We start from the raw sequence: 23,475 nt of genomic DNA on the forward strand, positions 1-23,475 counted from the left end.
AGGGGGAACTCGGACTTTACGGACACGTCCTGGACGGGCCCTAGCGGCGGATGCGGGCCATTTCCGGGTCGAACAGCGGCTCATCGGCCACCGTCGCCGGCACCTTCTCGCCGAAGTACTCGACGTGCACTCCGGTACCGGCGGGCAGCGGCGGCAGCCAGGCGTAGGCGACACAGCGGCCCAGGGTGTAGCCGTACGAGGCGGAAGTGACGTAGCCGGCGGGGGCGCCGTCGACGTGCACGGGCTCGTGGCCGAGGACGACGGCGGCCGGGTCGTCGAGCAGCAGAGCCGTCAACTTCCGCTCTGGTGCGCCGAGTTGGGCCAGTGCGTCCCGGCCGGTGAAGTCGCCGCCGCGGTCCATGCGGACGGCGAACCCGACGCCCGCCTCGTACGGGTTGTGCTCGGTGGTCATGTCGTGGCCCCAGGAGCGGTAGCCCTTCTCCAGGCGGAGGCTGTTGAACGCCGACCGGCCGGCCGCGATCACCCCGTACTCCTGCCCTGCCGCCCACAGCGTGTCCCAGAGCCTGAGCCCCAGGTCGGCGGTGGTGTACAGCTCCCAGCCCAGCTCACCCACGTAACTCAGACGCATCGCGGTCACCGGCACATGGCCGAGGTACGTCTGCTTGGCGCGGAAGTAGCCGAAGCCCTCGTGCGAGAAGTCGTCGCGGGTGAGCGGCTGGACCAGGTCGCGGGCGAGCGGGCCCCAGACGCCGATGCAGCAGGTGCCGGAGGTGATGTCGCGGATGTGCACGTCGGCGGGCGCGTGCCGCAGCAGCCAGTCCAGGTCGGCGGGGGAGTTGGCGCCGAGCTGGAAGTGGTCGGGGGCGAGCCGGGCCACGGTCAGGTCGGAGCGGATGCCGCCGTCCTCGTTCAGGAGCAGCGTGTACGTGACGGCGCCCGGCTTCTTCGCCAGGTTGTTGGACGTCATGCGCTGCAGGAAGGCGAGCGCACCGGGACCGGTGACCTCAAGGCGGCGCAGCGGCGTCATGTCGTACAACGCCACCTTCTCGCGCGTCGCCTTCGCCTCGGCCGCCGCGATCGGCGACCAGTAGCGGGCCGACCACACGTCCCGCGCGGGCGCCGAAATTCCTTCGGTGAGCGGCGAGTTGGCCTCGTACCAGTGCGGGCGCTCCCAGCCGCCGCCCTCCAGGAACACCGCGCCCAACTCCTGCTGCCGGGCGTGGAAGGGGCTGACGCGCAGCGGACGCGGCTCGTCGCCGGGCTGCAGCGGGTGCAGTACGTCATACACCTCGACGAACTGCCGCGCCCCGCGGTCGTGCACGTACGCGGGCGAGCGCTGCGCGTCCTCGAAGCGGGTGAGGTCGCACTCGTGCACGTCAAGGGAGGGTTTGCCGTCGACCATCCACTCGGCGACGGCCTTGGCGACGCCCGCCGAGTGCGTGACCCACACGGCCTCCGCGAGCCAGAACCCGCGCAGCTGCCGGGCCTCGCCGAGCACGGGCATGCCGTCGGGCGTGAACGAGAAGACCCCGTTGAAGCCCTCCTCGACCTCCGCGTCCCGCAGCATCGGAAGGAGCCACTTGCAGTCCTCCCAGCTCGGCGCCCAGTCCTCCTCGGTGAACGGGTACGAGGACGGCATGTCCATGTTGTGCGCGCGCGCCGTGTCGTAGTCGAGGAGCGCGAACGGGTCGACGGGCAGCGGCTTGTGGGCGTACGACCCGATGCCGAGTCGCGTGCCGGCCTGCTCGGTGTGCTCGCGGAAGTACAGGTCGCGGTCCTGGAACCGCAGGATCGGCCGGGACGCCTCCGTGCGCGGGTCGTCGGCGCCTGCGAGCTCGGGCAGCGGCTTCGTCTTCGCGTACTGGTGCGCGAGCGGGAGCAGCGGTACGTCGACGCCGGCCATGCGGCCGATGACGGGGCCCCAGAATCCGGCGGCGGACACCACGTGGTCGGCCGGGAAGGTGCCCCGGTCGGTGACGACGGCGGTGACGCGGCCGTCCTCCTGCTCGATGCCGGTCACGGTGTGCCGGTCGAGGAAGGTGGCGCCGCGCTTCTGGGCGCGCTCCAGCTGGGCGCGGGAGGCGAGCAGCGCGCGGGCGAGCCCGTCCTCGGGTGTGTGGAAGCCGCCGAGCACCTTGGAGGCGTCGATGAACGGCCACAGCTCCTTGCAGCGCTCGGCGGAGACCAGCTCCCCGCGTACGCCCCAGGCGGCGGCCCAGCCGGCCTTGCGGTGCAGGTCGGACCAGCGCTCCGGGGTGGTGGCGAGCTCCAGGCCGCCGACCGGGTTGAAACAGGAAAGCCCGTCCACCTCAAGGGAGTTGAACTTCTCCACGGTGTACTGGGCGAAGGCCGTGAGGGTCTTCGACGGGCCGGTACGGAACACCAGGCCCGGCGCGTGCGAGGTGGAGCCGCCGGGCGCGGGCAGCGGGCCCTGCTCCAGGACGGTGACGTCGGTCCAGCCGCGGGCGGTGAGCTCGTCGGCGAGGGAGCAGCCGACGATGCCGGCGCCGATGACGACGACGCGGGGGCCTGCGGCGGGGCGGTTCTCGGGTGTGCTTGACATGCCTCTCCTCGGGCAGTGAGGTGAGCTGAACTGCCGCGTACGGGCAGGGAGTTGGGCGGATCGGAGTTGGGCGGTTCCTGGGTGGCGGTCAGAGCACGACGACCGACCGCAGCACCTCGCCCCGGCGCATCTTGCCGAAGGCCTCCTCGACCTGGTCGAGGGCGATCGTCTCGGTGACGAAGCCGTTCAGGTCGAGCAGCCCGTAGAGGTACTGGTCGATCAGGACGGGGAAGTCGCGGGTCGGCAGGCAGTCCCCGTACCAGGACGACTTGAGCGCGCCGCCGCGGCCGAACAGGTCGATCAGCGGGATCTCTACCGTCATGTCCGGGTCGGGCACGCCCACCTGGACCAGGACGCCCGCGTGGTCGCGCATGTAGAAGGCCTGCTTGTACGTCTCCGGGCGGCCCACCGCGTCGATCGCGATGTCCACGCCGAAGCCGTCGGTGAGCGCGCGGACCGCCTCGATGGGGTCCGTGCCGCGGGAGTTGATGGTGTGCGTGGCGCCGAACTTCTCCGCCACGTCGAGCTTCTTGTCGTCGATGTCGACGGCGATGACCTTGCGGGCGCCGTTCAGGCAGGCCCCGGCGATGGCCGCGTTGCCGACGCCGCCGCAGCCGATGACGGCCACCGTGTCGCCGCGCTTGACGTTGCCGGTGTTGACGGCAGCCCCGTACCCGGCCATCACGCCGCAGCCGATCAGGCCCGCGGCCTCGGGGCGGGCGGCCGCGTCGACCTTCACCGCCTGCCCGGCCGCGACCAGGGTCTTCTCCGCGAAGGCGCCGATGCCGAGAGCCGGGCTGAGCGGGGTGCCGTCCAGGAGGGTCATGGGTTGGGCGGCGTTGCGCGACTCGAAGCAGTACCAGGGGCGGCCGCGGCGACAGGACCGGCAGGCGCCGCAGGGCGCGCGCCAGGCGAGCACCACGTAGTCGCCGGGGGCGAGGTCGGTGACGCCGGCGCCGACCGACTCGACGGTGCCGGCCGCCTCGTGGCCGAGCAGGAACGGGAAGTCGTCGTTGACCGCGCCTTCCCGGTAGTGCAGATCCGTGTGGCAGACCCCGCAGGCCTGCACCGCGACCAGGACCTCGCCCGGACCGGGATCGGGGACGGCGATCGTCTGCACCTCGACGGGTGCGCCCTTCTTCAGGGCGACGACGGCGCGGACCTCGTGTGGCACGACCAACTCCCTTGATGTTGCGCCATGCGCTTTGCATTGCGCGATGAGAGACGATGGCCACATCTTGGGAACGCGGTCAGGGTGCCGTCAAGGGGTGCGGATCAAGCATTGGCAAAACGATGCTGACGCTGCGTCATCCTGCGAACACGCGCGGACGGCCCCCGCCGGGGCGGCCGGAAGCCCTCCGGAGACACCGGGCGCGGCATCGCTGACCTGGCGTTATCGGTAGGGACGGCGGTGTTCGCGCACGGCGTCCGGTGGTGCCGCAGGGCTTCCGGAGCTGCCCGCAGGGCTTCCGGCGTTGCGCAGGGCTCCCGGAGTTGCCCGCAGGGCCCCGAAGCTGTTCGCAGGGCTTCCGGTGGTACGCGCGGCTCAGCTCACAGCCCGTGCCCCATCCGGCGGGACAGCTCGGCGGCCGCCGCGACCGTGCGCTCGGCCAGCTCCGGGAGGCGGTCCTCGGTCAGCCGGTACACCGGGCCCGAGACGCTGACCGCGCCCAGCACCTTCCCGTCGTGCGACCGGGCAGGCGCCGCGACGGAGGCGAGCCCGATCTCCAGCTCCTCCACCGCCACCGCGAAGTCCCGCCCGCCGACCTCGGCCAGCTCGGCACGGAGCGCGGCCGCGCTGACCACCGTACGGGCGGTGAACCGCGGCAGGGTGCGGGCCAGCAGCCCCTCGCGCAGCGTCGGCGGGAGATGGGCGAGGAGCACCTTGCCGCTGGACGTGGCGTGCAGCGGGGTGCGGCGGCCGAGCCAGTTCTGCGCGGTCACGGCGGCCGGGCCGCGGGCCTGCATGATGTTGACCGCCGCGTCGTCGTCGAGGATCGCGATGTTGACCGTCTCGCCCAGCTCGTCGGCCAGCTCGCGGCAGACCGGCGCGCCCTCCTGCGAGATGTCCATCCGCGCGGCCGCCGCCCCCGCCAGGCGCAGCACCCCGGCGCCGAGGAAGTACTTGCCGCGGTCCGCGGACTGGTTGACCAGGCCGCGCTGCTCCAGGACGCCGAGCAGCCGGAACGCGGTCGACTTGTGCACCCCCAGCTCCTCGGCGATCTCCGACACCCCGGCCTCGCCGTGCCGCGCGAGGCTCTCCAGGGCGCTGACGGCCCGGTCCACGGACTGCACCGAGCCGGTCGACCCCTTCGCGGCCCGCTCGGAACCCTCCGGGCCCGCCGGGCCCTTCGCCACCCGCTCGGACGGTCGTGATCCGGACACGCGCCGCGCGCCTCCGGCTGCCGCCGGGCTGCCTGCCGTACCTGCTCTCACCTGCACCTGTTCACGGGCCATAGCTCACCTCTCACGACGTCGCGGTCGCCTCTCGGACCGCTCTCGGACCGCAACTGCGCGAAGCCTCTTGACGTACGGGGCGTCCCGCCCGGATTCTGTTGCGCACAACGCACGACAGTGCGTGATGCGGAACAGTAGGTTACCGAACGGTCCAGAACCAAGAGGGGTGCCCGTGATTCCCGTCTGCCGCCTCGAAGAGCTCCCCGAGGGCGCGTCAGTCCGCATGGACGTCGAACCGCCCATCGCCGTGTTCCACGCGGACGGCGAGCTGTACGCCATCGACGACACCTGTACGCACCAGGACGCCTCGCTCTCCGAGGGGTACCTGGAGGGCTGCCTGGTCGAATGCCCGCTCCACGAGGCCTCGTTCGACCTGCGGACGGGCCGCCCCACCTGCCTCCCGGCCCGCCGCCCCGTCCGCACCCACCGGGTGACCGTCGACGACGGGGTGATCCACGTCCACCGCAGCGACGAGGAGAACGCGGCGGCCTGACCGCGGCGTCCTCCACCCTCCCGCAGCCACCCCGGTCGCACCGCACGTGCGCACCGGATTCACGAGAAAGGCACAGCCTCATGAGGACCGTGACCGTGGTGGGCGCCTCGCTCGCCGGACTGTACGCCGCCCGGGAACTGCGGGCGCAGGGCTTCGACGGCCGTCTGGTCATCGTCGGCGAGGAGCAGCACCGCCCCTACGACCGGCCCCCGCTGTCCAAGGGCTTCCTCTCCGGCAAGGCCGGCGAGAGCGACCTGGCCCTCTCCGACGACGAGGAAACCCTCGAACTCGGCGCCGAGTGGATGTTCGGCGCCCGCGCCCGCGGCCTCGACGCCCGCGGCCGCACCGTACTCCTGGAGGACGGCCGCACCGTCTCCACCGACGGCGTCGTCATCGCCACCGGAGCCCGCGCCCGCCGCCTCCCCGGCCCCGTGCTCCCCGGCGTCCACACGCTCCGCACCCTCGACGAGGCCCGCGCGCTCCGCGCCGACCTGCGCCGCGGCACGCAGCGTGTCGTGGTCATCGGCGGCGGCTTCATCGGCGCCGAGACCGCCTCGTCCTGCGCGGCGATGGGCCATGACGTCACCGTCGTGGAGGCCGCGCCGCTGCCGCTCCTCGGCCAACTCGGCCCGGAGATGGCCGCCGTCTGCGCGCGGCTGCACGAACGCGGCGGCGTACGGCTCGTCACCGGTACGGGTGTCGCCGCACTCGAAGGCGAGCAGGCGGTGACCGGCGTACGCCTCACCGACGGGCGCCTCTTCCCCGCCGACGTGGTCGTTGTCGGCATCGGCGCGATCCCCAACACCGAATGGCTGGCCGGTTCCACGCTCGCCGTCCACGACGGGGTGCTCTGCGACGACGGCTGCGTCACCTCCCTGCCCCAGGTCGTCGCGGTCGGCGACGTGGCCCGCGTCGGCGGCGCCCGCGCCGAGCACTGGACCAGCGCCACCGCCCAGCCTCGCGTCGCCGTCCGCAACCTGCTCGCCGGGCACACCGTCGAACACGTCCGCCCGCTGCCGTACTTCTGGTCGGACCAGTACGGCTCCCGCATCCAGTTCGCCGGTCGGCGCGAGCAGGACGACGTGCCGCGGATCGTCGAGGGCTCCACAGAGGAGGGCGGCTTCCTCGCCGTCTACGAACGCGACGCCCGTACGACCGCGGTCCTCGCCCTCGACCGCCCCCGCCCGTTCACCCGCATCCGCCGCGAACTGGCCCGCGCGCAGGCGCCTGCCCCGGTGTCCACGCCGGCCGCCGCCGCGGAACCGGCCGCCGTCTGAGCCGCAACGCCGGTCAGGCGAGGGCCGCCCCGGAGGGATCCGTCGGAGGGATCCGGGGCGGCCCTTCGCGCCTTCCTGGGCGGGGGGTGGGGCGTCCCTTCCAGGCGGCATGCCAGCCGTGACGTGTGTAACGGTCCAGCCTCAAATCGTCAACTGACAGATCATCAATGTGTGCGTGTGATGCACTGATTGACGTGGATCCGTCTCATGTACGGGGGAATGATGACGCGTTCGATCCGGTGCGCCGCGTGCAGGCAGGATGCTCCGTCCGGTGCTGCGTACTGCGGTGATTGCGGTGCGGCCCTGGCAAGCGGCGCTTCGGCTGCGACGGGCTCGCAGCAGTCGCCCTCCTCGTCGGCCTCGTCCCGCCCGTCCCGCCCGTCCACGTTCGCGAGCCCCGCGGGGGGTGGCTCCGCGGCCCGCGTTCCCTCCCCGGCGTCGCCGGGTGGCGCCGGCTCCGTGCCGGTCGCCGCGCGCGGCTCCTCCGCCCCACCTCTTTGGGGATCCACTTTCGCGCCGAGCCCGGGGGCCGCCCCCGGCCGGCGTCCCGGCCCGCCCCAGTGGGGCGGTGGCCATGACCTGACCCGGTATCTGTGCGCTGCCGTCTACCTCGATCGCGAGTATGCGAAGTCCCTGGTCAAAGAGGTCGCAGCGGAACCGCATCTGGGCGTGGCGACGGCCCCGGCATGCGACGTGCCAGTGGTCCTCCGGCATGCCTACCGGGCCAACGCCCGACGCTACAACCGGGATCTGCTGCTTGCGGCACTGCTCCTGGCGTTCCTGCTCGTCTATTCGTCAGGCGCCCCGTCCGGCAGCCTGTTGCTGCCGCTGATCCTGTTCGTCGCCTGGGGCGCGCTGTTCTCGTTCAAGCTCTCCACGAAGTACGGGTCTCACCTGCAGGACCTTCGCCCGGATCGCTTCGACCCCGCGACGGCGCCCTCGCCGCTGAGCCCGTCGATCGCGGCACGCCTGCAGGAGATCGGCCAGTACGCCCAGGGCAACGTCACCACATACAGCGGCTATTCACCGTTCATCGGGTACGGAACGGAACTGGAATCGTGGTCCTTGTCCTTCGACGTCACGACATCGAGCGGTGCGGGGGTGACGGCGCAGGACTTCGATGTGACGGAGCTCTACGCCCACATCGCCCAGCGCGTGGGCAAGCTGTCGCTGCCGTGCCTGGAGATCGAGGAACGCCTCTTCGTGGACGGCGAGACCGTCCTGGAGGACCAGCGCTTCCTGCCGGACCCGCTCGGCCGGCCGGTGGCATCGGTCTCGCCGGGCCGGATGGACGACTTGAAGCGGGTGCCGGAGGAGGGGGCCCGCCCCTATCTCGTCGTGCACTCCACGGGTTGGGGAGGCGAGTTGGTCACTTCGCTCTTCCTGCGCTTCTTCCGCTCCGACTCCAACCTCTCTGTGGAGGCCGTGCAGACCGTGCTCTGCCCGCTGCTCGACCGCTACCGGGTGATCGACACACTCCTGCCCCGGCCACCGGTGCGTGAGGTGGTCGCCCTCCTCGGGCAGACGCTGGTCACTCTCCCGTTCGTACTGCTGGCCTCGCCGCTGCGCGTCGTGGACGGGGCCTCCCGCGACTACTGGTTGTCCTGGCGGCTGCGGCGGCAGGAAAAGCTCATCACCCAGCTCCGCAGGTTCGACTACGGGGCGCGCCAGAGCGTGCGGCAGCGTGCGGCGGACCGGAAGCACCACCGCTTCTTCCAGAAGGCCGACAGCGGCATGGTCCTGAAGACCGTCGAGAAGCGGGTGCTGGACGCGCTGGTGGAATTCGCCATGGCGCGTGGCATCGATGTGGACGAACTGGTCCAGCGCCAGGACGTGATCATCAACAACGGAATTATCGCGACGCAGGGGGCAAGGGTTGATTCCAGCTCGGTCGCCTCAGGTGCGAAATCCCGGGTCGCGATGAACATTCTGCAGAAGATCACCTGACGAAAGCGGACTGACGAACGAAAGGGAAAGAGGAACAGGCATGCGCAGTAATGACGGAATCATTGCGTCCGGCGGCTCGAACGTGGCCGGCAACGCCGTCGCCAGCGGCCAGAACGCAAGCGCCGAGGTGCACTACGGCGAGCAGGCCGCCGACGGCGGGCGGCAGTTGTCCCCCGAGGACATCGGCGGCCTGCTGTCCAAGCTGATCGACGAACTGGGCCGCTCCGAGCACCCCGAACGCGACGACCTGATCGAGGCCGCGGAGGACGCGCGCGAGGAGGTCACGTCCGAGGCGCCGCGCAAGGGCAAACTGAAGCTCTTCGCCAAGGGTCTGGTGGAAGCGGTACCGGGATTCGCGGCGCTGGCAACCCTGGCCGCGACGATCGAAGGGGCGATCCGCGGGCTGTAGGGCCTGTCCGGCGGATCTTCGCGGGTCCACGACGCTCCCCCAGCTACCGCTGGGAGGTGCCCCCAGGCACGCACTCTCGCCGCACGCCCGAATCACCCAAGTATGTCCAGTACGAGGGCGATCCGGGCGCACTCCCCCAGCCTTCGGCCGGGGGGACCCCCAGAGCACGCTCCCCCAAGCTCTCGGCTCCGCTCGAACAGGGGGGACCCCCATGACGCCGCGGCCTGTTCCGCGAAGATCCGCCGGACAGGCCCTAGCCGCCCGCCGGCCGCGTCCCCAACCTCACCGGTCAGTCCACCTGGCCCGCCCTCTTGCGGGGCGCGCACCCTTCCGGGCGGCGCTCGCACTTCACCTGCTCGACGAGTTGTGCCACCTCGCCGTCGGACAGAGCGAGGGCATCGACGTACGGAACCGCGTGGACGGATGGACGGCAGGTCCCGGAGCGTCGGCCGGAGGCCGGGCCTTTTGGTGCGCTCCGGGACCTGCACGCCGCAACAGCCGCGCTGAAGGCGGCGCCGGCTTCCGGGTCGGAGCAGGACAGCGTGCCCACCACGGTTGTGCCGGTCACCGGGAAATCCTCCCGCGGGCCGGTGCACCCGCCGGTGTACCCGCCCGACCCCACCCCCTCGATGCTGATGGCCGCCCGCAGCAAGGCGCTCACCCTGCCGTCCCCGACGCGGCTCCGGGCGGTCCCCGTGAGCCTGCCGGTGAAGCTCTGCCGGACCGTGCAGCCGTCGTCTCCGCAGAGCACTCCGAGACCGCCGTCGTCCAGCGGGAACTCGACAGCGGGGTCCACCGCGTCGCCGAGCCGTGCGACCTCTGCCGCGAGCGTGTCGTACCGGGCAGCGGCCCGCTCGCCGTCCAGCGGAAAGACGTCCGTGCCCCGGGAGCCGTACCTGAGCGGGCCGGCGGCACGGCCGGATGAGGCCGGGGGCTCCAGGCGCAGGAGGCGATGCGGCCGCTCCCGGGTGACCAGCAGACTTCCCGCCGCGGTGTCGGCCCGTAGCACCGGCACGCCGCGCACCTGCTCCGCCGGGAGGTCCCGGTCCTGCGTGTCGGGCACGGTCCGCAACTCGTCCAGGGCGTCCCGCAGTTGCTCCGCGAGCTCGGTCGGCGCCGGGAACCGGCCGCGTACCGGCTCCAGGGGCGAGTCGCCGGGCTCGGCCCGCGTCCACCGGCCGGCTGCCTCGCGGCGGAGTCCCGGCGGTCCCTCATCCTGGTTCGCCGAGGCGGCGCCCTGCCCTGGCCGGGTGTACGTGGTGCTGTCGATGTGGAGGACGTCAAGGTCCCGTCCGCCGCCGGACACGGAGCCGAACAGAGTGCCGGACGGAGTGACGGTGACGTCCCGACGCGTCCCGTCGGCGGCGGAGTCCTCGTACCGCAGGAGACGGGCGGCGGCCACTCCGGTCAGGGCCTGGTGGAAGGCCGTACGGCCGCGCGAAGGCCCCGCGGCCACCCCGCCGGACTCCTCCGGCCCACCCCGTACGAACAACAGCCCGGCGAGGACGGCGACGGCGGCTCCGAACACCACCAGCGCCGTGTTCCGTCGGCCCCTGGCGTGCGTGGACGGGGGCTGGACGGGCGGCGGCGAGGCATACGCGGGCGGGACGTACGCCACCGAGTGGCTCACCGACGTGGCAGCGGGTGGCCGGTCCCCCCGCGCCGGTACGGCACCTCTCGCCCGAGCCGAGGCGGCGCGGGACGCCGGTGGCCGCGCGGTCGCGGACGGGCGTGGCCGGGGCGGTGGTGCGCCCAGCGGCGGCGGCACGGCCCTGGGGATCTGCTGCCAGAGCGGCAATGGCGACTGTCCGGAATTCGGCTGCCGGTGCTGGCCCCCCACGCTGACTCCCCCAAGTCGCTTCCGTCCGTGCGCTTCCTTTGGGAAGATACGGCATCGATGACGGCGCTCATAGGTGGATAACTCTCGCTGCGCGTAGGCCAGTTGGCGTGTCCATCGGTACGGGGGAGATGAATTTCGTATGGCTGAAACAAGGGGTGTACTGCTGCCGGCTTATGTGCTGGCCGATGAGTCCGGGTCCATGGCCCCATACCAGCAGGAGTTGTCCGACGGACTGATTTCGTTGTGCGAGGGGCTGCGGGTCGAGCCGATGATCGCGGCCAAGCTGCGGCTGGCCGTCCTGGGATTCGCCGACGACGTGCAGGTGCGTCTCGCGGTCGCCGACATGCGTACGGAGACCAGCCTGCCGCAGGTCGCGATCCGCGGCGTCACCAACTACGAGGCGGTCTTCGACGACCTGCTGAGCCGGATTCCGTCCGATGTGCAGTGGCTGCGGGGCGAGGGCTACAAGGTGCACCGGCCGGTGGTGTTCTTCCTCAGCGACGGACAGCCCACCGGCGGCGACGGCTGGCGCAGGCCGCACGCCCGGCTCATCGACAAGTCCAGGACACCGACCGCGCCGAACATCATCGCGTGCGGTGTCGGTGACGCGCAGGCGCAGACGATGGTCGACGTGGCCACGCGCGACGAGTTCGCGTTCGTGGCCAAGCCGGGGACCGACATCGGTCAGGCCGTCGCCGAGTTCTTCCACGCACTCACCGCGAGCCTGGTCGCCTCGGGGCACGCACTCAACTCGGACAGCCCGCAGTTGGTCGTCAACCGGCCGGATCAGTTCAGCATGGCCATCGACGAGGTCGGCCAGTGACGCCTCCCGCCGGTGACGGCCTCGCTTCGGCGCCGCCCACTCCCGCCGGCCACGCGCCTTGGCGGCGGGTCACGGTGGGGGACCCCGGGCCCGAGTTCGAGGCCCGGCCCCCGGGCCAGTACGCGTTCGACTTCCCCGACACGGAATGCGACGGCTGGTCGACTGCCGACCTGGCCGTGCGTTTCGCCTCGGTGCGTGGGGCGAAGCACCGCTACTACCGCCAGCCGCGGCAGGACGCCGCGCGTGCCGCGGCGCACGAGGACACCAGGGCTGTCGTCGCCGCGGTCGCGGACGGCGTCTCAAGCGCCACGTACTCCGAGCACGGCGCCGTCGAGGCGTGCCGGGCCGCCCTGGAGCAGCTGCTTCACCAACTCTCCCAAGAGGGCGGCAAGTTGGACTTCGTCGGGGTCGCTCGCCATGCCGCCGAGCGGCTGCGGGCGCTCACCCGGTGGCGGCTTCGAGGCGCAGAGCCGGCGCGGGGCGAGGTCGCGGGGCTGCACGCGACCACGCTCGTGGCCGGAGTGGTCAGGCCACACGCGGAGGGGCCGGTGGTCGACGTGTGCCGCGTCGGGGACTCCGGGGCCTGGGTCCTGGACACGTCCAGCGGGCGGTACCGCGCACTGTTCGGCCCGAAGGGCGACGCGGACGCCGTGGTGGTGTCGAACGAGGTGACGCCGCTGCCCCACGTGCCTGACCCGCTGGAACACATCACCGCCCGCCTGGCCGACCACGAGGTGCTGCTGCTCGGCACGGACGGCTTCGCCGACCCGCTCGGCGACGGCGACGGACAGGTGGGCGCCCTGTTCACCCGCCGCCTGGCCACGCCCCCGACGCCGCTCTGGTTCGCGCACCTCCTTGACTTCTCCCGGGAGACCTTCGACGACGACCGGACCCTGCTGGCCGTATGGCCGTACCCCGGGACAGGGGCGCCATGACGCCTCCGGGGCGTCCGACGGTCGTCGCGTACAGCACGCTCACGTTGGGCCGCCGCCTGGGCCAGGGCGGGCAGGGCACGGTGTACGAGGTGTCCAACAAGAGGATCAACGAGGCGGTGGACGGCGGCGGTTGGGCCGTGGCCTACAAGGAGTACGCCGACTCCGTGCGCGCCGGCCTGGACGCCGACGCGCTGCACGCGCAGGTCGCCCTCCTCGGCGAGCTGAGCGCCGCGGAGGGCCGCTGGCTGTGCGACAAGACGGCCTGGCCGGCGGCCGTGGTCGAACGTGGCGGCGACGCCGGCGGGTTTCTCATGCGTGCCGTCCCCGAGCGGTACCGGTTCACTCTGCGGAGCCTGACCGGCACGCCGACGGGAGCGAAGCGCCTGGCGAACCTGGAGTACCTGCTCAACAGCGACGACTACGTGGCCGGGATCGGCCTGACCATCAGTGAACGTCACCGGCTCATGCTCCTCGCCGACCTGGCGGCCACCCTCACCCGGCTCCACCGCATCGGCATCACCGTCGGCGACCTCTCCCCGAAGAACCTGCTGTTCACCACCGACCCGCAGCCCGAATGCTTCCTCATCGACTGCGACGCCATGCGCCTGCGGGGCGCCACTGTGCTGCCCCAGGCGGAGACCCCCGACTGGCAGGTTCCGTCGGGGGAGGAGAAGGCCACACGGACCAGCGACGTCTACAAATTCGCGCTGCTCGCCGTCCGGCTCTTCGCGCGTGACCAGAGCGCCACCGACCCGACCGCCCTGTCCTCGGCCGGACCCGGCCTGGTCGACCTCGCCCGTGCCTCCCTCAACTCCGACCCGGCACGCAGGCCGACCCCCGCCGCGTGGGCGGAACAACTCACGTCGGCCGCCGCGACGGCGTCGACCGACCCGGCGAAGGCGGCGCCCCGACGCAAGCAGCAGCAGGCCCGCCCGCCGTCGCCGAAGCCGGCCCAAGGGCGCCCCCCTGGACGCCCCTCCGGTGCAACGCGGCCCCGTTCCGGCGGCCAGACCTCCCGCGTCAACTGGGATGCCGTCAAGGGCCTCGCCCTCCTCGGGGCCTTCCTCGTGTTCATGATCGTGCTGGGGGTGACGAACGCGGATGACGACTCCGGTCCTTCGGCGGCCCCGGTGCCCACGACGACCGCCCCGACCGACCCCGTCGACTCCTCGGGCGGCTACGACAGCGGAGGCGACAGCGATGAAACCCCCTTCGAAACCCCCTCCGAAGAGCCCAGCACGCTGACTCCCGAGGACGAGGAGTTCGGCGAGATCTCCCTCGACGACTGTCTGAGCAACTACACCGAGGACGCGGAGTGGACCCCCTCGACCCCGTCCACCACGAGCTGCTCCGGCGGCGACGCGTACTTCTACGTCGAGTCGGTCGAGGACGAGTACGGCGACTGCTCCTCCAGCGACAGGACCTGGTTCCACATCAACAACGACGACACCGAGACCAACCTCTGCCTGAACCGCAACTACACCGCAGACCAGTGCATGTTCGCCGAGAGGAACGGCGACCGGCTCTCCATGTACTTCAACGCCGTCACCCCGTGCGACGCGGGCATCCCCGACGAGTACGAGTACATCGTCCAGCTCACCGCGGCGTACCCGGACGGTGCGCCGGACGACGTCTGCGGGGACGACCGCATCTGGATCCTCGACAGCGGGGCCGTGCTGTGCGGGGACTGGATCTGGAAGCGGCGAGGCCTCCCCGATATCTAGGGCCTGTCCGGCGGATCTTCGCGGATGAGGCCGCGGCGTTTGGTGCGTGCTCTGGGGCCCCCGGCCGAAGGCTGGGCAGTGCGAAGGCTGGGAGAGTGCGCGCCTGGATCTCTCTCGTACTGGACGTACTTGGGTGATGCGGGCGTGCGGCGAGTCGGGTACCCCCGGCCGGAGGCTGAGGGAGCGTGCCTGGAGGCCGTGGTTCGGGCGCCGTTGCCTACTCCTCGAAGTGCGCGTCCAGCACCGCGTCCAGTTCCGTCGTCCAGCGCTTCAGGGCCGCCTTGTCCGGGGCCTGGACCTCGGCCGGGTAGGCGCGGCCCGCCAGGGTGTGCGCGGTGACCGTGAAGCGGCGGCCGAAGCGGGAGGTGGAGTGTTCCACGGCGCCGAGCTCGGCCCAGTCGAACTCGGCCTCCTGGTCGTCGAGCCGGAAGCGGAGGCCGGTGTCGTCGACGGTGATGGAGCCCCGGTGGTCCGCGGCTTCAAAGGCGGGACCTTCGGCCTCCGCCTCGTCGTCCTCGGAATCCGTGGGGGACTCGTCAGGGCCGGCCGGGTCCTCCGTACCGGTACCGGCCTCGTCCGTCGTGGTCTGTTCCTCGTCCCGCTCGGGCTCCGGTGCGGACGCGGGCTCGACGGGGGTGTCGGCGGCCTCGGTCGCCACGGGCTTCGACGGGGTGATGCCGGGAATGAAGCCCGGGTCCGTCGACGCGGCGTGCACGTGCAGGGGAGCGGCGTTCTCGTCCATGCGCTTTTCCACGGTGCGCAGTATGGCCGATGGACCTGTGCCTGTGACCACCCGCACCCGGGAGAGCCCCGCAAAGCCCCCGCACGTGCTCGCCCAAACCGCCTCAGGCCGTGCGGATCGCCGGGTCGCTCACCCCCGGTTCGCCCGTCTCGACGTGTCCGGCGAAGCGGCGCAGGAACGTCCCGTCGGTCTCGGACGTCACGGTCACGTCGTACCAGCGCTTGCCCGCGTCCAGCCGGAGGGTGTGCTCGACCGCCTTGCCCGGGGCCACGGTGAAGGACTTGCCCGGTCCGCCGTACGCGTCGGCGAGGTGCAGGCGGACCTCCTCGGCGCCCGCGTTGGTGAGGGTCAGGGCGAGGGCGCCGTCGGCGGCGACATGGCGGGCGGTGGCCTCGGGGCCCGCGGTCCTGCCGGGGCCCTTGAAGGCGCGCAGGAAGCCGTTGGGCCCGTGCACCGTCAGGTCGTACGCGTCGTCGGAGTACTCCGAGTTCCAGGTGTCCGAGACCGTCTTGCCCGCCTCGGTGGTGTACGTCCAGGGGCCGTCGCCGCGGTTGCCGGAGCGGACGTGGAAGGTGCCGCCGGCCTTCGCGCCCGCGCTGAACGTCAGCGTGTAGCGGCCGGAGGCCGGGGTGGCGGCGCCGTCCACGTGCGGGGCGTACCGCAGCGGGCGCGTGGGCCGCGAACCGGCCTCCTGGACGGGGAGTTGCGGCTTGGCCGGCGGCTTCGGCACGTAGCTGTCGTGGCGCTCGTTGTCCGGCGGGCGGTAGCCGTCCGTGCCGGGAAGGGCGGCCGGGTCGGTGTCCTTCAGGCCGAAGTCGAAGGCCGAGGTCAGGTCGCCGCAGATGGCCTTGCGCCAGGGCGAGATGTTCGGCTCGGCCACGCCGAAGCGGCGCTCCATGAACCGCACGATCGAGGTGTGGTCGAAGGTCTCCGAGCAGACGTACCCGCCCGTCGACCAGGGCGAGACGACCAGCATCGGCACGCGCTGCCCGAGCCCGTAAGGACCGGCCCCGTACCCGAGTCCGCCCTTGAAGAAGTCCAGGCTCGTGTCGACCGTCGACAGGCCCTGGCCGGGGTCGGCCGGCGGGTACGGCGGCACCACGTGGTCGAAGTAGCCGTCGTTCTCGTCGTACGTGATGAACAGGGCCGTACGCGCCCACACCTCCGGGTTGGAGGTGAGCGCGTCCAGGACCTGGGAGATGTACCAAGCGCCGTAGTTCGCGGGCCAGTTGGGGTGCTCGGTGAACGCCTCGGGGGCGGCGATCCAGGAGATCTCCGGCAGCTTCCCCGCCTTCACGTCGGCCTTGAGGTGGTCGAAGAGGCCGTCGCCCGCCTTGACGTCAGTGCCGGTGCGGGCCTTGTCGTACAGGGGGTCGCCGGGCTTCGCGTTCCGGTACTTGTTGAAGTAGAGCAGCGAGTTGTCGCCGTAGTTGCCCCGGTAGGCGTCGTCGATCCAGCCCCAGTGGCCGGCCGCGTCCAGGCCGTCGCCGATGTCCTGGTACACCTTCCAGGAGACCCCGGCCTTCTCCAGACGCTCCGGGTACGTCGTCCAGTCGTACCCCAGCTCCTGGTTGCCGAGCACAGGTCCACCGCCCTGGCCGTCGTTGCCGGTGTGGCCGGAGAACATGTAGTAGCGGTTGGGGTCGGTGGCCCCGATGAACGAGCAGTGGTACGCGTCGCAGATCGTGAACGCGTCGGCGAGCGCGTAGTGGAACGGGATGTCCTGGCGCGTCAGATGGGCCATCGTGCCCGCCGACTTGGCCGGTATCCACTGGTCGTACTTGCCGTCGTTCCAGGCCCGGTGGCCGCCCGCCCAGTCGTGGTCGAGGCCCGCGATGAACTGCATGCCGAGGTCCTCCGCGTCCGGGTGGTACGGGAGCACCTCCTTGCCGCCGTCCGGCTGGTGGAACACCGACTTGCCGCCGGGCAGGGTGACCGGGCGCGGGTCGCCGAAGCCGCGGACGCCCTTGAGTGCGCCGAAGTAGTGGTCGAAGGACCGGTTCTCCTGCATCAGGACCACGATGTGCTCGACGTCCTCGACGGTTCCGGTGCGTCGCGCGGCGGGGATGGCGGCGGCCCGCGCGATGCTGCCGGACAGCGCGGCCGCGCCCGCGGTGGCGCCCGCGATCTGCAGGAAACGGCGGCGGTTGAGTTCGGGCTTGGGTGGGGTCATGAGTGGGGGAGACCTCTGCGGGAGTCGGGAACTTGTACGGACAAGTCAAGTGGAGTGCCCCGAGAGGGTCCAGGTCAAGGGGCTGGAGGATGGCGGTTGTGTGACCAACAGGCCAATGCGCTCCCGCCGCCTGGGCGGGCCGCTCTCACCCGGCGAGCCGCAGTGCCCGGTCCGCGACCCCGATCCGCACCGTCTGACCCCAGGTCAGGTCCAGGGCGTCGCCCTCCATGCCGTCCCCGAAGGCCACGAGCCGCTCCGACTCCACGGTGAGCCGCAGCGCCTCGCCGGGGCCGAGCAGCCCCTCGACCCGCGCCGTCCCGGTCGCCGGGGACGGCCAGGCCTCACGTACGAACCACGCCAACTGCCGCTGGGTGGGCGCGGGCAGGGCGAGCCCGCCGCCGCGCTGCAGCCACAGCGACCGCAGCCAGCCGGTGGCGCCGGTGCCGGTGCCGACGAGCACGCCGGACGAGGCCTGCGCTTCCGCCGACCCGGTGTCCGGGGCGAGCCGGTAGCGGGCGGTCTGGTGGCCGGGCGGGCCGAGGTAGATCTCGTTGAGCGCGAGCAGCCGCTGGGTGTCGTCGGCGACCGCGGCGACCATCGTCAGCTCCTCGCCCGCGGCCCGCCCGGCCGCCGCCGCGGGCAGCAACTTCCGCGCGTCCGCGGCCCGGTGGCGTACGAGCACGCCCGGGTTGCGCCCCGGGTCCGTGTCGATGCCGACGACCGGCTGCCCGTCCAGGTACTTCGCCGCGTTGGCGACCAGACCGTCCTGGCCGACCACCACCACGACGTCCTCCGGCGCGAACAGGAACCGGTCCAGGTCGGCCCGCTCCACCCGCGCCTGCCGCCAGGTCGCCGGGACCGCGGCGGCCACCTCGGCGAGCGCCCGCAGGGTCCGGTGGTGCCGCTCGGCGACCTCGGCGATGTCCCGGCCGCGCGAGCCGAGGAAGTACGCGGCCTGCCCGTGCGTGCCGTGCCGGGCGAGCAACTCCTCGTACTCGGTGGTGCGGTGGACGAGGACGGCGCGGGGGGCGAGGCTCATCGCTCCCTCGCCGCGTTTCCCGGGGAGCCGAGCCGCTCAAGGAACCCCGTCAGGACGTCCGGCGAGATCGTCAGGCTGTCGATGCGCGGCAGGTTCTCGGCGAGCCGGCCCGCGTTGAGGGCGGTCAGCGTGGCCGCGTCCACCTCGGCGTGCGCCCGCAGCCAGGCGTTCTGCGCCTGCGCCCGCGCCTCGCCGACGGCACGGGCGGCCGTCGCCTCCGCCTCGGCGAGCCGCACCTTCCGGGCGGCCTCGGCGGTGCTCCGCACCTCGTCGGCGGCGGCGTTCTCCTCGGCCTCGCGGCGCGCGTTGGTGCCGTGCTGCTCCACCAACTGCTCCTCTCTGCGGGCGAGTTCGACCTTGCTGGCCAGCTCGTTCTCCGCGATGGCCCGCTCCCGCTCCACGGCCACGGCCCGCCGCTCGTACGTGGCCCGGTCCGCCTCCTGCTGGATCTCCTCGCGCGCCGGGGTGCGCAGCGCCCGCTCGACCTCCGCCTCCGGCCAGATCGCGACGACCCGCACCGCGACCAGCTCGATCCCGGTGGCGGGCAGTCGCGGCTCCCGTCCGAGCCCGGCGGTGATCCGCTCCCGTGCCGCGCTGACGCCGTCGACGAGCGCGGCCGACAGGGCGGTACGGGCGAGCACGTCCAGGGCGTGCTGCTGCGCGGTCTCGGTCAGCAGCGTCGCCAGCTGCTCCAGCGGGGCGCCGCGCCACTGCCCGGTGTCCGGGTCCACGGAGAAGTCGAGCCGTCCGGCGGCCGCGGCCGGGTCGCTGATCCGGTACGTGACGGTGGCCTGCACGGTGACGTCCTGGAAGTCGGAGGTGCGCGCGTGGAACGCCATCGCCAACTCCCGGTCGTTCACCGGCACTTCGGAGAGCGCGGCGCTCAGTGAGCGGTACCAGAAGCTGAGCCCCGGCCCGTCGTGCACGAGCTTGCCGCCCCGGTGGTGCCGGATGTGCGCGGTCGGCGCGGAGCGCAGGTGGCGCCAGCCGAGGCGGCGGGTGATGTCGGCCATGGGGTCCCCCCTGGATCGGCCTTGTATTGGTCAGTACGACCATAAACAAGGTGAGGGTTTTCGTCAAGGAGACGAGAGGGGGCGGGGTGCGGTGTACGTCCGCTGGGGCGGTGTGCGTCTGCGGGGGTGGCCGGTGCCGCCCGGCCCGGAGGCGCGAGATGGGTGCGCATACCATCGGTCCCCCTATGGACACCCTCACCCTGTGGGAGCTGGCCGCTCTCGCCTTCGCCTCGGCCCTCGTCGGCTTCTCGAAGACCGCCGTGAGCGGCGCCAATACGGTCAGCCTCGCGATCTTCGCGGCCGTGCTGCCCGCGCGGGAGTCGACCGGTGTGCTGCTGCCGATCCTCATCGCCGGCGACGTGCTCGCCGTGCTCACCTACCGGCGGCACGCGCACTGGCCCACGCTCTGGCGGCTCTTCCCGGCCGTCGCCCTCGGCGTGCTCGTCGGCGTGGTCTTCATGATGTGGGCGGACGACGCGGCGGTACGTACGTCGATCGGCGCGATCCTGCTGCTGATGGCAAGCGTCACGATCGCGCGACGGCGGTCCGCGGCCCGGGAGGAGCGCGCCGCTGAAGGCGGCGGGGCGGAGGCGTCCTCGGCCGGTTCCGGGGCGGGGCGGATCAAGGCCCGCTCGTACGGAGTGCTCGGCGGCTTCACGACGATGGTCGCCAACGCGGGCGGCCCCGTCATGTCCCTCTACCTGCTCTCCGCGGGCTTCCGGAAGCTCGGCTTCCTCGGTACGTCGGCCTGGTTCTTCCTCATCGTCAACACCTTCAAGGTCCCCTTCAGCGTCGGCCTCGGCCTGATCGACGCCCGCTCGCTGCTGCTCGACGCCGCGATGCTGCTCTTCGTCGTGCCCGGCGCGTACCTCGGGAAGGCGTGCGTGGACCGCATCGATCAGCGGGTCTTCGAACGGCTCGTGATCGGCGCGACGATTCTCGGAGGCTTGCAGCTGCTCTTGCGCTGAGCGCCCGCCGCTCGCCGCCTGCCGCGCATCGCTCGCCGCCTGCCGCGCATCGCCTGCCGCCTGCCGCGCATCGTCCGCCGCCCATCGCCCACCGTCCTCGCTTCGGGCGCCGGGACGGGGGGTATTGGGGCAGCGGCTACGATCCAGGCCATGAGCGCATCTGATCAAGAGCGGGACGAGCGGGCGGCGGCCGAGCCGGACGGGCCGGACGAGCCGGACCAGCCGGACGACGCCGAGCCGAGGTCCGGGCTCGCCCCGCGGCAGGCGCGCCGCCTCCGCATAGCCGCGGCCTCCGTGCTCATGGCCGCCGCCGCGGCCGTACTCGCGATCCGCCTCGCAAGCCGCTCCTCCGTCCTGGTCGTGGGCGTGTACGGACTGCTGCTCATCCTCTGCGGCATCGTCATCGAACTCAGCCGCCGCGGCCGCACCCGGCTCGGCAGCTGGATCCTGGGCACCGGCCTGACCGCCGCACTCCTCGCGGACTGGCGCCTGCTGCCCTGAGGCCGGGCCAGGCGATACTCGCGCACTCTTGACCTGAACAATGCTTGAGGTTCTACGGTCATGAATATGAGCATGGAAACCACAGCCTGGACCCAGCTGCACAGCGTGATGACCGCGCAGCAGGCCCGCAGAGAGGCAAGCCCCTTCGCCCGCGAGACGCTGCGCCGCATCGGCGCCTTCGCCCGCCCGCACCGCCGCCGCATCACCCAGTTCGTGCTGCTCAGCGTGGTGACCGCCCTGCTCGCCGTGGCCACGCCGGTGCTCGCCGGAGCCGTCGTCGACGCCATCGTGGGCGGCAAGGACCCCGGCCTGGTCGTGCGGCTGGCCGTCCTCATCGCCGTGATCGCGCTCGCCGAGGCCGGCCTCGGACTCCTCAACCGCTGGCTCTCCGCGAGCCTCGGCGAGGACCTGATTCTCAGCCTGCGCACCGCGGTCTTCGACCACGTACAGCGCATGCCCGTCGCGTTCTTCACGCGCACCCGCACCGGCGCCCTCGTCAGCCGTCTCAACAACGACGTCATCGGCGCACAGCGGGCCTTCTCCAACACCCTCTCGGGCGTGGTGTCCAACCTCGCGACGCTGCTGCTCACCCTCGCCGTGATGCTCAGCCTGTCCTGGCAGATCACCCTGCTCGCCCTCGTGCTGCTTCCCGTCTTCGTCGTGCCCGCCCGCCGCATGGGCAGCCGGATGGCCCGCCTCCAGCGCGAGGCCGCGTCCCACAACGCCGCCATGGGCACCCGGATGACCGAGCGGTTCTCGGCGCCCGGCGCGACCCTCGTCAAGCTGTTCGGGCGGCCCGGCGAGGAGTCCGCCGAGTTCGCCGCCCGCGCCCACCAGGTCCGCGACATCGGCGTACGCACCGCCATGGCGCAGTCCGCGTTCATCACCGCCCTCACCCTGGTCTCGGCCCTCGCGCTCGCCCTGGTCTACGGGCTCGGCGGCTGGTTCGCGCTCGCCGGCACCCTCGAACCCGGCGCGGTCGTCGCCCTCGCCCTGCTCCTGACCAGGCTGTACGCGCCGCTGACCGCGCTCGCCGGGGCCCGCGTCGAGGTGATGAGCGCCCTCGTCAGCTTCGAGCGGGTCTTCGAGGTGCTCGACCTCAAGCCGCTGATCGAGGAGAAGCCGGACGCCCGCGCCGTGCCCGAAGGCCCCGTCGCCGTCGAGTTCGAGGACGTCCGCTTCGGCTACCCGGCCGCCGACAAGGTCTCCCTGGCCTCCCTCGAAGAGGTCGCCGCCCTCGACACCCGCGGTGGCGCCGAAGTCCTGCGCGGCGTCTCCTTCCGCGCCGCACCTGGCCAGACCGTCGCCCTCGTCGGCTCCTCCGGCGCCGGCAAGTCGACCATCGCGCAGCTCGTGCCCCGGCTCTACGACGCCGACTCCGGAGTCGTACGTCTCGGAGGCGTCGACGTACGGGAGTTGAGCGCCGCGTCCGTGCGGGCCACGCTCGGCATGGTCACCCAGGACGGGCACCTGTTCCACGAGTCCGTCCGGGCCAACCTGCTGCTCGCCCGGCCCGGCGCGGACGACGACGAGCTGTGGGCGGCGCTGCGCCGGGCCCGCCTGGACGAGCTGGTCGCGTCGCTGCCGGACGGCCTCGACACCGTCGTCGGCGAGCGCGGCTACCGGCTCTCCGGCGGCGAACGCCAGCGCCTCACCATCGCCCGGCTGCTGCTCGCCCGCCAGCGCGTGGTGATCCTCGACGAGGCCACCGCCCACCTCGACAACACCTCCGAGGCGGCCGTCCAGGAGGCCCTCACCGAGGCGCTGGCCGACCGCACCGCCGTCGTCATCGCGCACCGCCTGTCCACGGTCCGGGCCGCCGACCTGATCCTCGTCGTCGAGGACGGCCGCATCGTGGAACGCGGCCGCCACGAGGACCTGCTCGCCGACGACGGACGGTACGCGGAGCTGTACCGCACCCAGTTCGCGGCACAGTCCGACTCGGGCGGACCGGATGACTCGGGCGACTCGGGCTACCCGGGCGAGCCGGACGACCAGCGCGACGCGGTCCCGGCGGCCCAACTTCCGTACGAGAAGGGCTCGTCGGCGGGCGGTGAGCGGGCGCCGGCGCCGGTGCCCGGCGGGTGAGCCCCTACGCCTCAAGCGGCTCCGGGCCGAGCGGCATCCGGGCGGAGCGGCGTCCCGTCAGAGCGGGGCGCCGCCGAAGCCGATCTCGTTGCCGTCCGGGTCGCGGTACGTCGCCTTGCGCACCCCGTTCTCGTAGGTCTCCCGCAGCGCGGGCTCCAGGCCGCGCCCGGCGATCGCCGCGACGCGCGCGTCGAAGTCGCTGACGAACACGGTGTGGAAGGCGTGACCGGCGCGCTCGGGCAGCAGCTCGATGTAGACCGAGCGGTTCTCCGCGAGCTCCCAGACGGCCTCGACGTCGTTCGGGAAGAACGTCGCGGGGACACCGAACAGCCGCTCGTACCAGGCGAGGGAGGCGTCGTAGTCGGTCACGGGGATTCCGGCGAACAGGGCGAGTTCCATCCTGTCTCCTTCGTGGGTACCCCCACCTTTAGGTGGGGGGGAAACGAAGCCCCTGCGGAGCAGGGCAAGGAGCGAGGGTTCGCCCCCTGGGCGGACCCTCGTTGTCAGTGGCCCGCACTAGAG

At 72.3% G+C, this 23,475-nt stretch carries 19 protein-coding genes; 10 read left to right on the forward strand and 9 right to left on the reverse strand.

Annotation, left to right across the window (positions count from 1 at the left end; translation table 11 throughout):
- Positions 1 to 40: 40 nt before the first annotated feature.
- The 3 genes from QIS99_RS04735 to QIS99_RS04745 all read right to left on the reverse strand — a co-directional run bounded on the left by QIS99_RS04735 (position 41) and on the right by QIS99_RS04745 (position 4,819).
- Positions 41 to 2,524, reverse strand: a complete 2,484-nt coding sequence (locus QIS99_RS04735; protein ID WP_282510666.1) for a GcvT family protein — start codon at positions 2,522 to 2,524, stop codon at positions 41 to 43.
- A gap of 88 nt (positions 2,525 to 2,612) precedes the next feature.
- Positions 2,613 to 3,698: an S-(hydroxymethyl)mycothiol dehydrogenase gene (locus QIS99_RS04740; RefSeq protein WP_282510668.1), complete on the reverse strand. Its 1,086-nt coding sequence runs from the start codon at positions 3,696 to 3,698 to the stop codon at positions 2,613 to 2,615.
- Between the two features lie 377 nt (positions 3,699 to 4,075).
- A complete protein-coding gene (locus tag QIS99_RS04745) occupies positions 4,076 to 4,819 on the reverse strand; it encodes an IclR family transcriptional regulator (protein ID WP_408909481.1) in 744 nt (247 codons plus the stop codon).
- A gap of 334 nt (positions 4,820 to 5,153) precedes the next feature.
- On the opposite strand from QIS99_RS04745, the gene QIS99_RS04750 reads away from it, so the two are divergent.
- The 4 genes from QIS99_RS04750 (at position 5,154) to QIS99_RS04765 (ending at position 9,107) form a co-directional block, all read left to right on the forward strand.
- The gene (locus QIS99_RS04750; RefSeq protein ID WP_282510670.1) at positions 5,154 to 5,474 is read left to right on the forward strand and encodes a bifunctional 3-phenylpropionate/cinnamic acid dioxygenase ferredoxin subunit; all 321 of its coding nucleotides are present in this window, start codon (positions 5,154 to 5,156) and stop codon (positions 5,472 to 5,474) included.
- Positions 5,475 to 5,554: 80 nt separating this feature from the next.
- Positions 5,555 to 6,751, forward strand: a complete 1,197-nt coding sequence (locus tag QIS99_RS04755) for an NAD(P)/FAD-dependent oxidoreductase (RefSeq protein ID WP_282510673.1) — start codon at positions 5,555 to 5,557, stop codon at positions 6,749 to 6,751.
- Between the two features lie 459 nt (positions 6,752 to 7,210).
- Entirely contained in the window at positions 7,211 to 8,698 is a 1,488-nt protein-coding gene (locus QIS99_RS04760; RefSeq protein ID WP_282510678.1) for a zinc ribbon domain-containing protein, read from the forward strand.
- Positions 8,699 to 8,738: 40 nt separating this feature from the next.
- Positions 8,739 to 9,107 carry a hypothetical protein gene (locus QIS99_RS04765; protein WP_282510680.1) on the forward strand — a complete coding sequence of 123 codons (369 nt, stop codon included), beginning with the start codon at positions 8,739 to 8,741 and terminating at the stop codon, positions 9,105 to 9,107.
- 289 nt (positions 9,108 to 9,396) lie between these two features.
- On the opposite strand, the gene QIS99_RS04770 is transcribed toward QIS99_RS04765, so the two are convergent.
- Positions 9,397 to 10,737, reverse strand: coding sequence for a hypothetical protein (locus tag QIS99_RS04770; RefSeq protein ID WP_282510682.1), 1,341 nt, complete (start codon positions 10,735 to 10,737; stop codon positions 9,397 to 9,399).
- Positions 10,738 to 11,146: 409 nt separating this feature from the next.
- Here QIS99_RS04770 and QIS99_RS04775 point away from each other — a divergent pair, with 409 nt between their 5' ends.
- Genes QIS99_RS04775 through QIS99_RS04785 form a run of 3 tightly spaced genes read left to right on the forward strand, consistent with a single transcriptional unit; the run spans position 11,147 to position 14,429 of the window.
- The gene (locus QIS99_RS04775) at positions 11,147 to 11,770 is read left to right on the forward strand and encodes a vWA domain-containing protein (protein WP_282510684.1); all 624 of its coding nucleotides are present in this window, start codon (positions 11,147 to 11,149) and stop codon (positions 11,768 to 11,770) included.
- Positions 11,767 to 12,705, forward strand: a complete 939-nt coding sequence (locus QIS99_RS04780) for a protein phosphatase 2C domain-containing protein (RefSeq protein WP_282510686.1) — start codon at positions 11,767 to 11,769, stop codon at positions 12,703 to 12,705. Before QIS99_RS04775 ends, QIS99_RS04780 begins: the two co-directional genes overlap by 4 nt.
- Positions 12,702 to 14,429, forward strand: coding sequence for a lipopolysaccharide kinase InaA family protein (locus tag QIS99_RS04785; RefSeq protein WP_282510687.1), 1,728 nt, complete (start codon positions 12,702 to 12,704; stop codon positions 14,427 to 14,429). The genes QIS99_RS04780 and QIS99_RS04785 overlap by 4 nt, the downstream gene beginning before the upstream one ends.
- Positions 14,430 to 14,646: 217 nt before the next feature.
- On the opposite strand, the gene QIS99_RS04790 is transcribed toward QIS99_RS04785, so the two are convergent.
- From QIS99_RS04790 to QIS99_RS04805, 4 genes are all read right to left on the reverse strand, one after another.
- A complete protein-coding gene (locus QIS99_RS04790) occupies positions 14,647 to 15,183 on the reverse strand; it encodes a hypothetical protein (RefSeq protein WP_282510688.1) in 537 nt (178 codons plus the stop codon).
- Positions 15,184 to 15,274: 91 nt separating this feature from the next.
- Positions 15,275 to 17,344 (reverse strand): phosphocholine-specific phospholipase C, encoded by a 2,070-nt coding sequence (locus QIS99_RS04795; protein WP_282510689.1) that lies wholly within the window; start codon positions 17,342 to 17,344, stop codon positions 15,275 to 15,277.
- 145 nt (positions 17,345 to 17,489) lie between these two features.
- Positions 17,490 to 18,383, reverse strand: coding sequence for a diacylglycerol kinase catalytic domain-containing protein (locus tag QIS99_RS04800; protein ID WP_282510691.1), 894 nt, complete (start codon positions 18,381 to 18,383; stop codon positions 17,490 to 17,492).
- Positions 18,380 to 19,396, reverse strand: a complete 1,017-nt coding sequence (locus QIS99_RS04805) for an SPFH domain-containing protein (protein ID WP_282510694.1) — start codon at positions 19,394 to 19,396, stop codon at positions 18,380 to 18,382. Before QIS99_RS04805 ends, QIS99_RS04800 begins: the two co-directional genes overlap by 4 nt.
- Positions 19,397 to 19,581: 185 nt before the next feature.
- On the opposite strand from QIS99_RS04805, the gene QIS99_RS04810 reads away from it, so the two are divergent.
- The 3 genes from QIS99_RS04810 to QIS99_RS04820 all read left to right on the forward strand — a co-directional run bounded on the left by QIS99_RS04810 (position 19,582) and on the right by QIS99_RS04820 (position 22,953).
- The gene (locus QIS99_RS04810; protein WP_282510696.1) at positions 19,582 to 20,364 is read left to right on the forward strand and encodes a sulfite exporter TauE/SafE family protein; all 783 of its coding nucleotides are present in this window, start codon (positions 19,582 to 19,584) and stop codon (positions 20,362 to 20,364) included.
- A gap of 150 nt (positions 20,365 to 20,514) precedes the next feature.
- Complete coding sequence (locus QIS99_RS04815; RefSeq protein ID WP_282510699.1) at positions 20,515 to 20,865, forward strand: hypothetical protein; 351 nt, start codon at positions 20,515 to 20,517, stop codon at positions 20,863 to 20,865.
- Positions 20,866 to 20,931: 66 nt separating this feature from the next.
- Positions 20,932 to 22,953, forward strand: coding sequence for an ABC transporter ATP-binding protein (locus QIS99_RS04820; protein ID WP_282510701.1), 2,022 nt, complete (start codon positions 20,932 to 20,934; stop codon positions 22,951 to 22,953).
- 57 nt (positions 22,954 to 23,010) lie between these two features.
- Here QIS99_RS04820 and QIS99_RS04825 read toward each other — a convergent pair whose 3' ends face one another.
- A complete protein-coding gene (locus QIS99_RS04825) occupies positions 23,011 to 23,352 on the reverse strand; it encodes a VOC family protein (RefSeq protein WP_282510704.1) in 342 nt (113 codons plus the stop codon).
- Positions 23,353 to 23,475: the final 123 nt, after the last annotated feature.

The sequence above is a fragment of the Streptomyces solicavernae genome (assembly GCF_029968095.1).
GTDB classification, from domain to species: Bacteria; Actinomycetota; Actinomycetes; order Streptomycetales; family Streptomycetaceae; genus Streptomyces; species Streptomyces solicavernae.

Excerpts from the sequence above, each read along its gene's own strand:
- QIS99_RS04795 (WP_282510689.1), bottom strand. The coding sequence starts at position 17,344 with ATGACCCCACCCAAGCCCGAACTCAACCGCCGCCGTTTCCTGCAGATC.
- QIS99_RS04800 (WP_282510691.1), bottom strand. The coding sequence starts at position 18,383 with ATGAGCCTCGCCCCCCGCGCCGTCCTCGTCCACCGCACCACCGAGTAC.
- QIS99_RS04815 (WP_282510699.1), top strand. The coding sequence starts at position 20,515 with ATGAGCGCATCTGATCAAGAGCGGGACGAGCGGGCGGCGGCCGAGCCG.
- QIS99_RS04825 (WP_282510704.1), bottom strand. The coding sequence starts at position 23,352 with ATGGAACTCGCCCTGTTCGCCGGAATCCCCGTGACCGACTACGACGCC.
- QIS99_RS04755 (WP_282510673.1), top strand. The coding sequence starts at position 5,555 with ATGAGGACCGTGACCGTGGTGGGCGCCTCGCTCGCCGGACTGTACGCC.
- QIS99_RS04820 (WP_282510701.1), top strand. The coding sequence starts at position 20,932 with ATGAGCATGGAAACCACAGCCTGGACCCAGCTGCACAGCGTGATGACC.
- QIS99_RS04810 (WP_282510696.1), top strand. The coding sequence starts at position 19,582 with ATGGACACCCTCACCCTGTGGGAGCTGGCCGCTCTCGCCTTCGCCTCG.
- QIS99_RS04765 (WP_282510680.1), top strand. The coding sequence starts at position 8,739 with ATGCGCAGTAATGACGGAATCATTGCGTCCGGCGGCTCGAACGTGGCC.
- QIS99_RS04775 (WP_282510684.1), top strand. The coding sequence starts at position 11,147 with ATGGCCCCATACCAGCAGGAGTTGTCCGACGGACTGATTTCGTTGTGC.
- QIS99_RS04805 (WP_282510694.1), bottom strand. The coding sequence starts at position 19,396 with ATGGCCGACATCACCCGCCGCCTCGGCTGGCGCCACCTGCGCTCCGCG.
- QIS99_RS04735 (WP_282510666.1), bottom strand. The coding sequence starts at position 2,524 with ATGTCAAGCACACCCGAGAACCGCCCCGCCGCAGGCCCCCGCGTCGTC.
- QIS99_RS04785 (WP_282510687.1), top strand. The coding sequence starts at position 12,702 with ATGACGCCTCCGGGGCGTCCGACGGTCGTCGCGTACAGCACGCTCACG.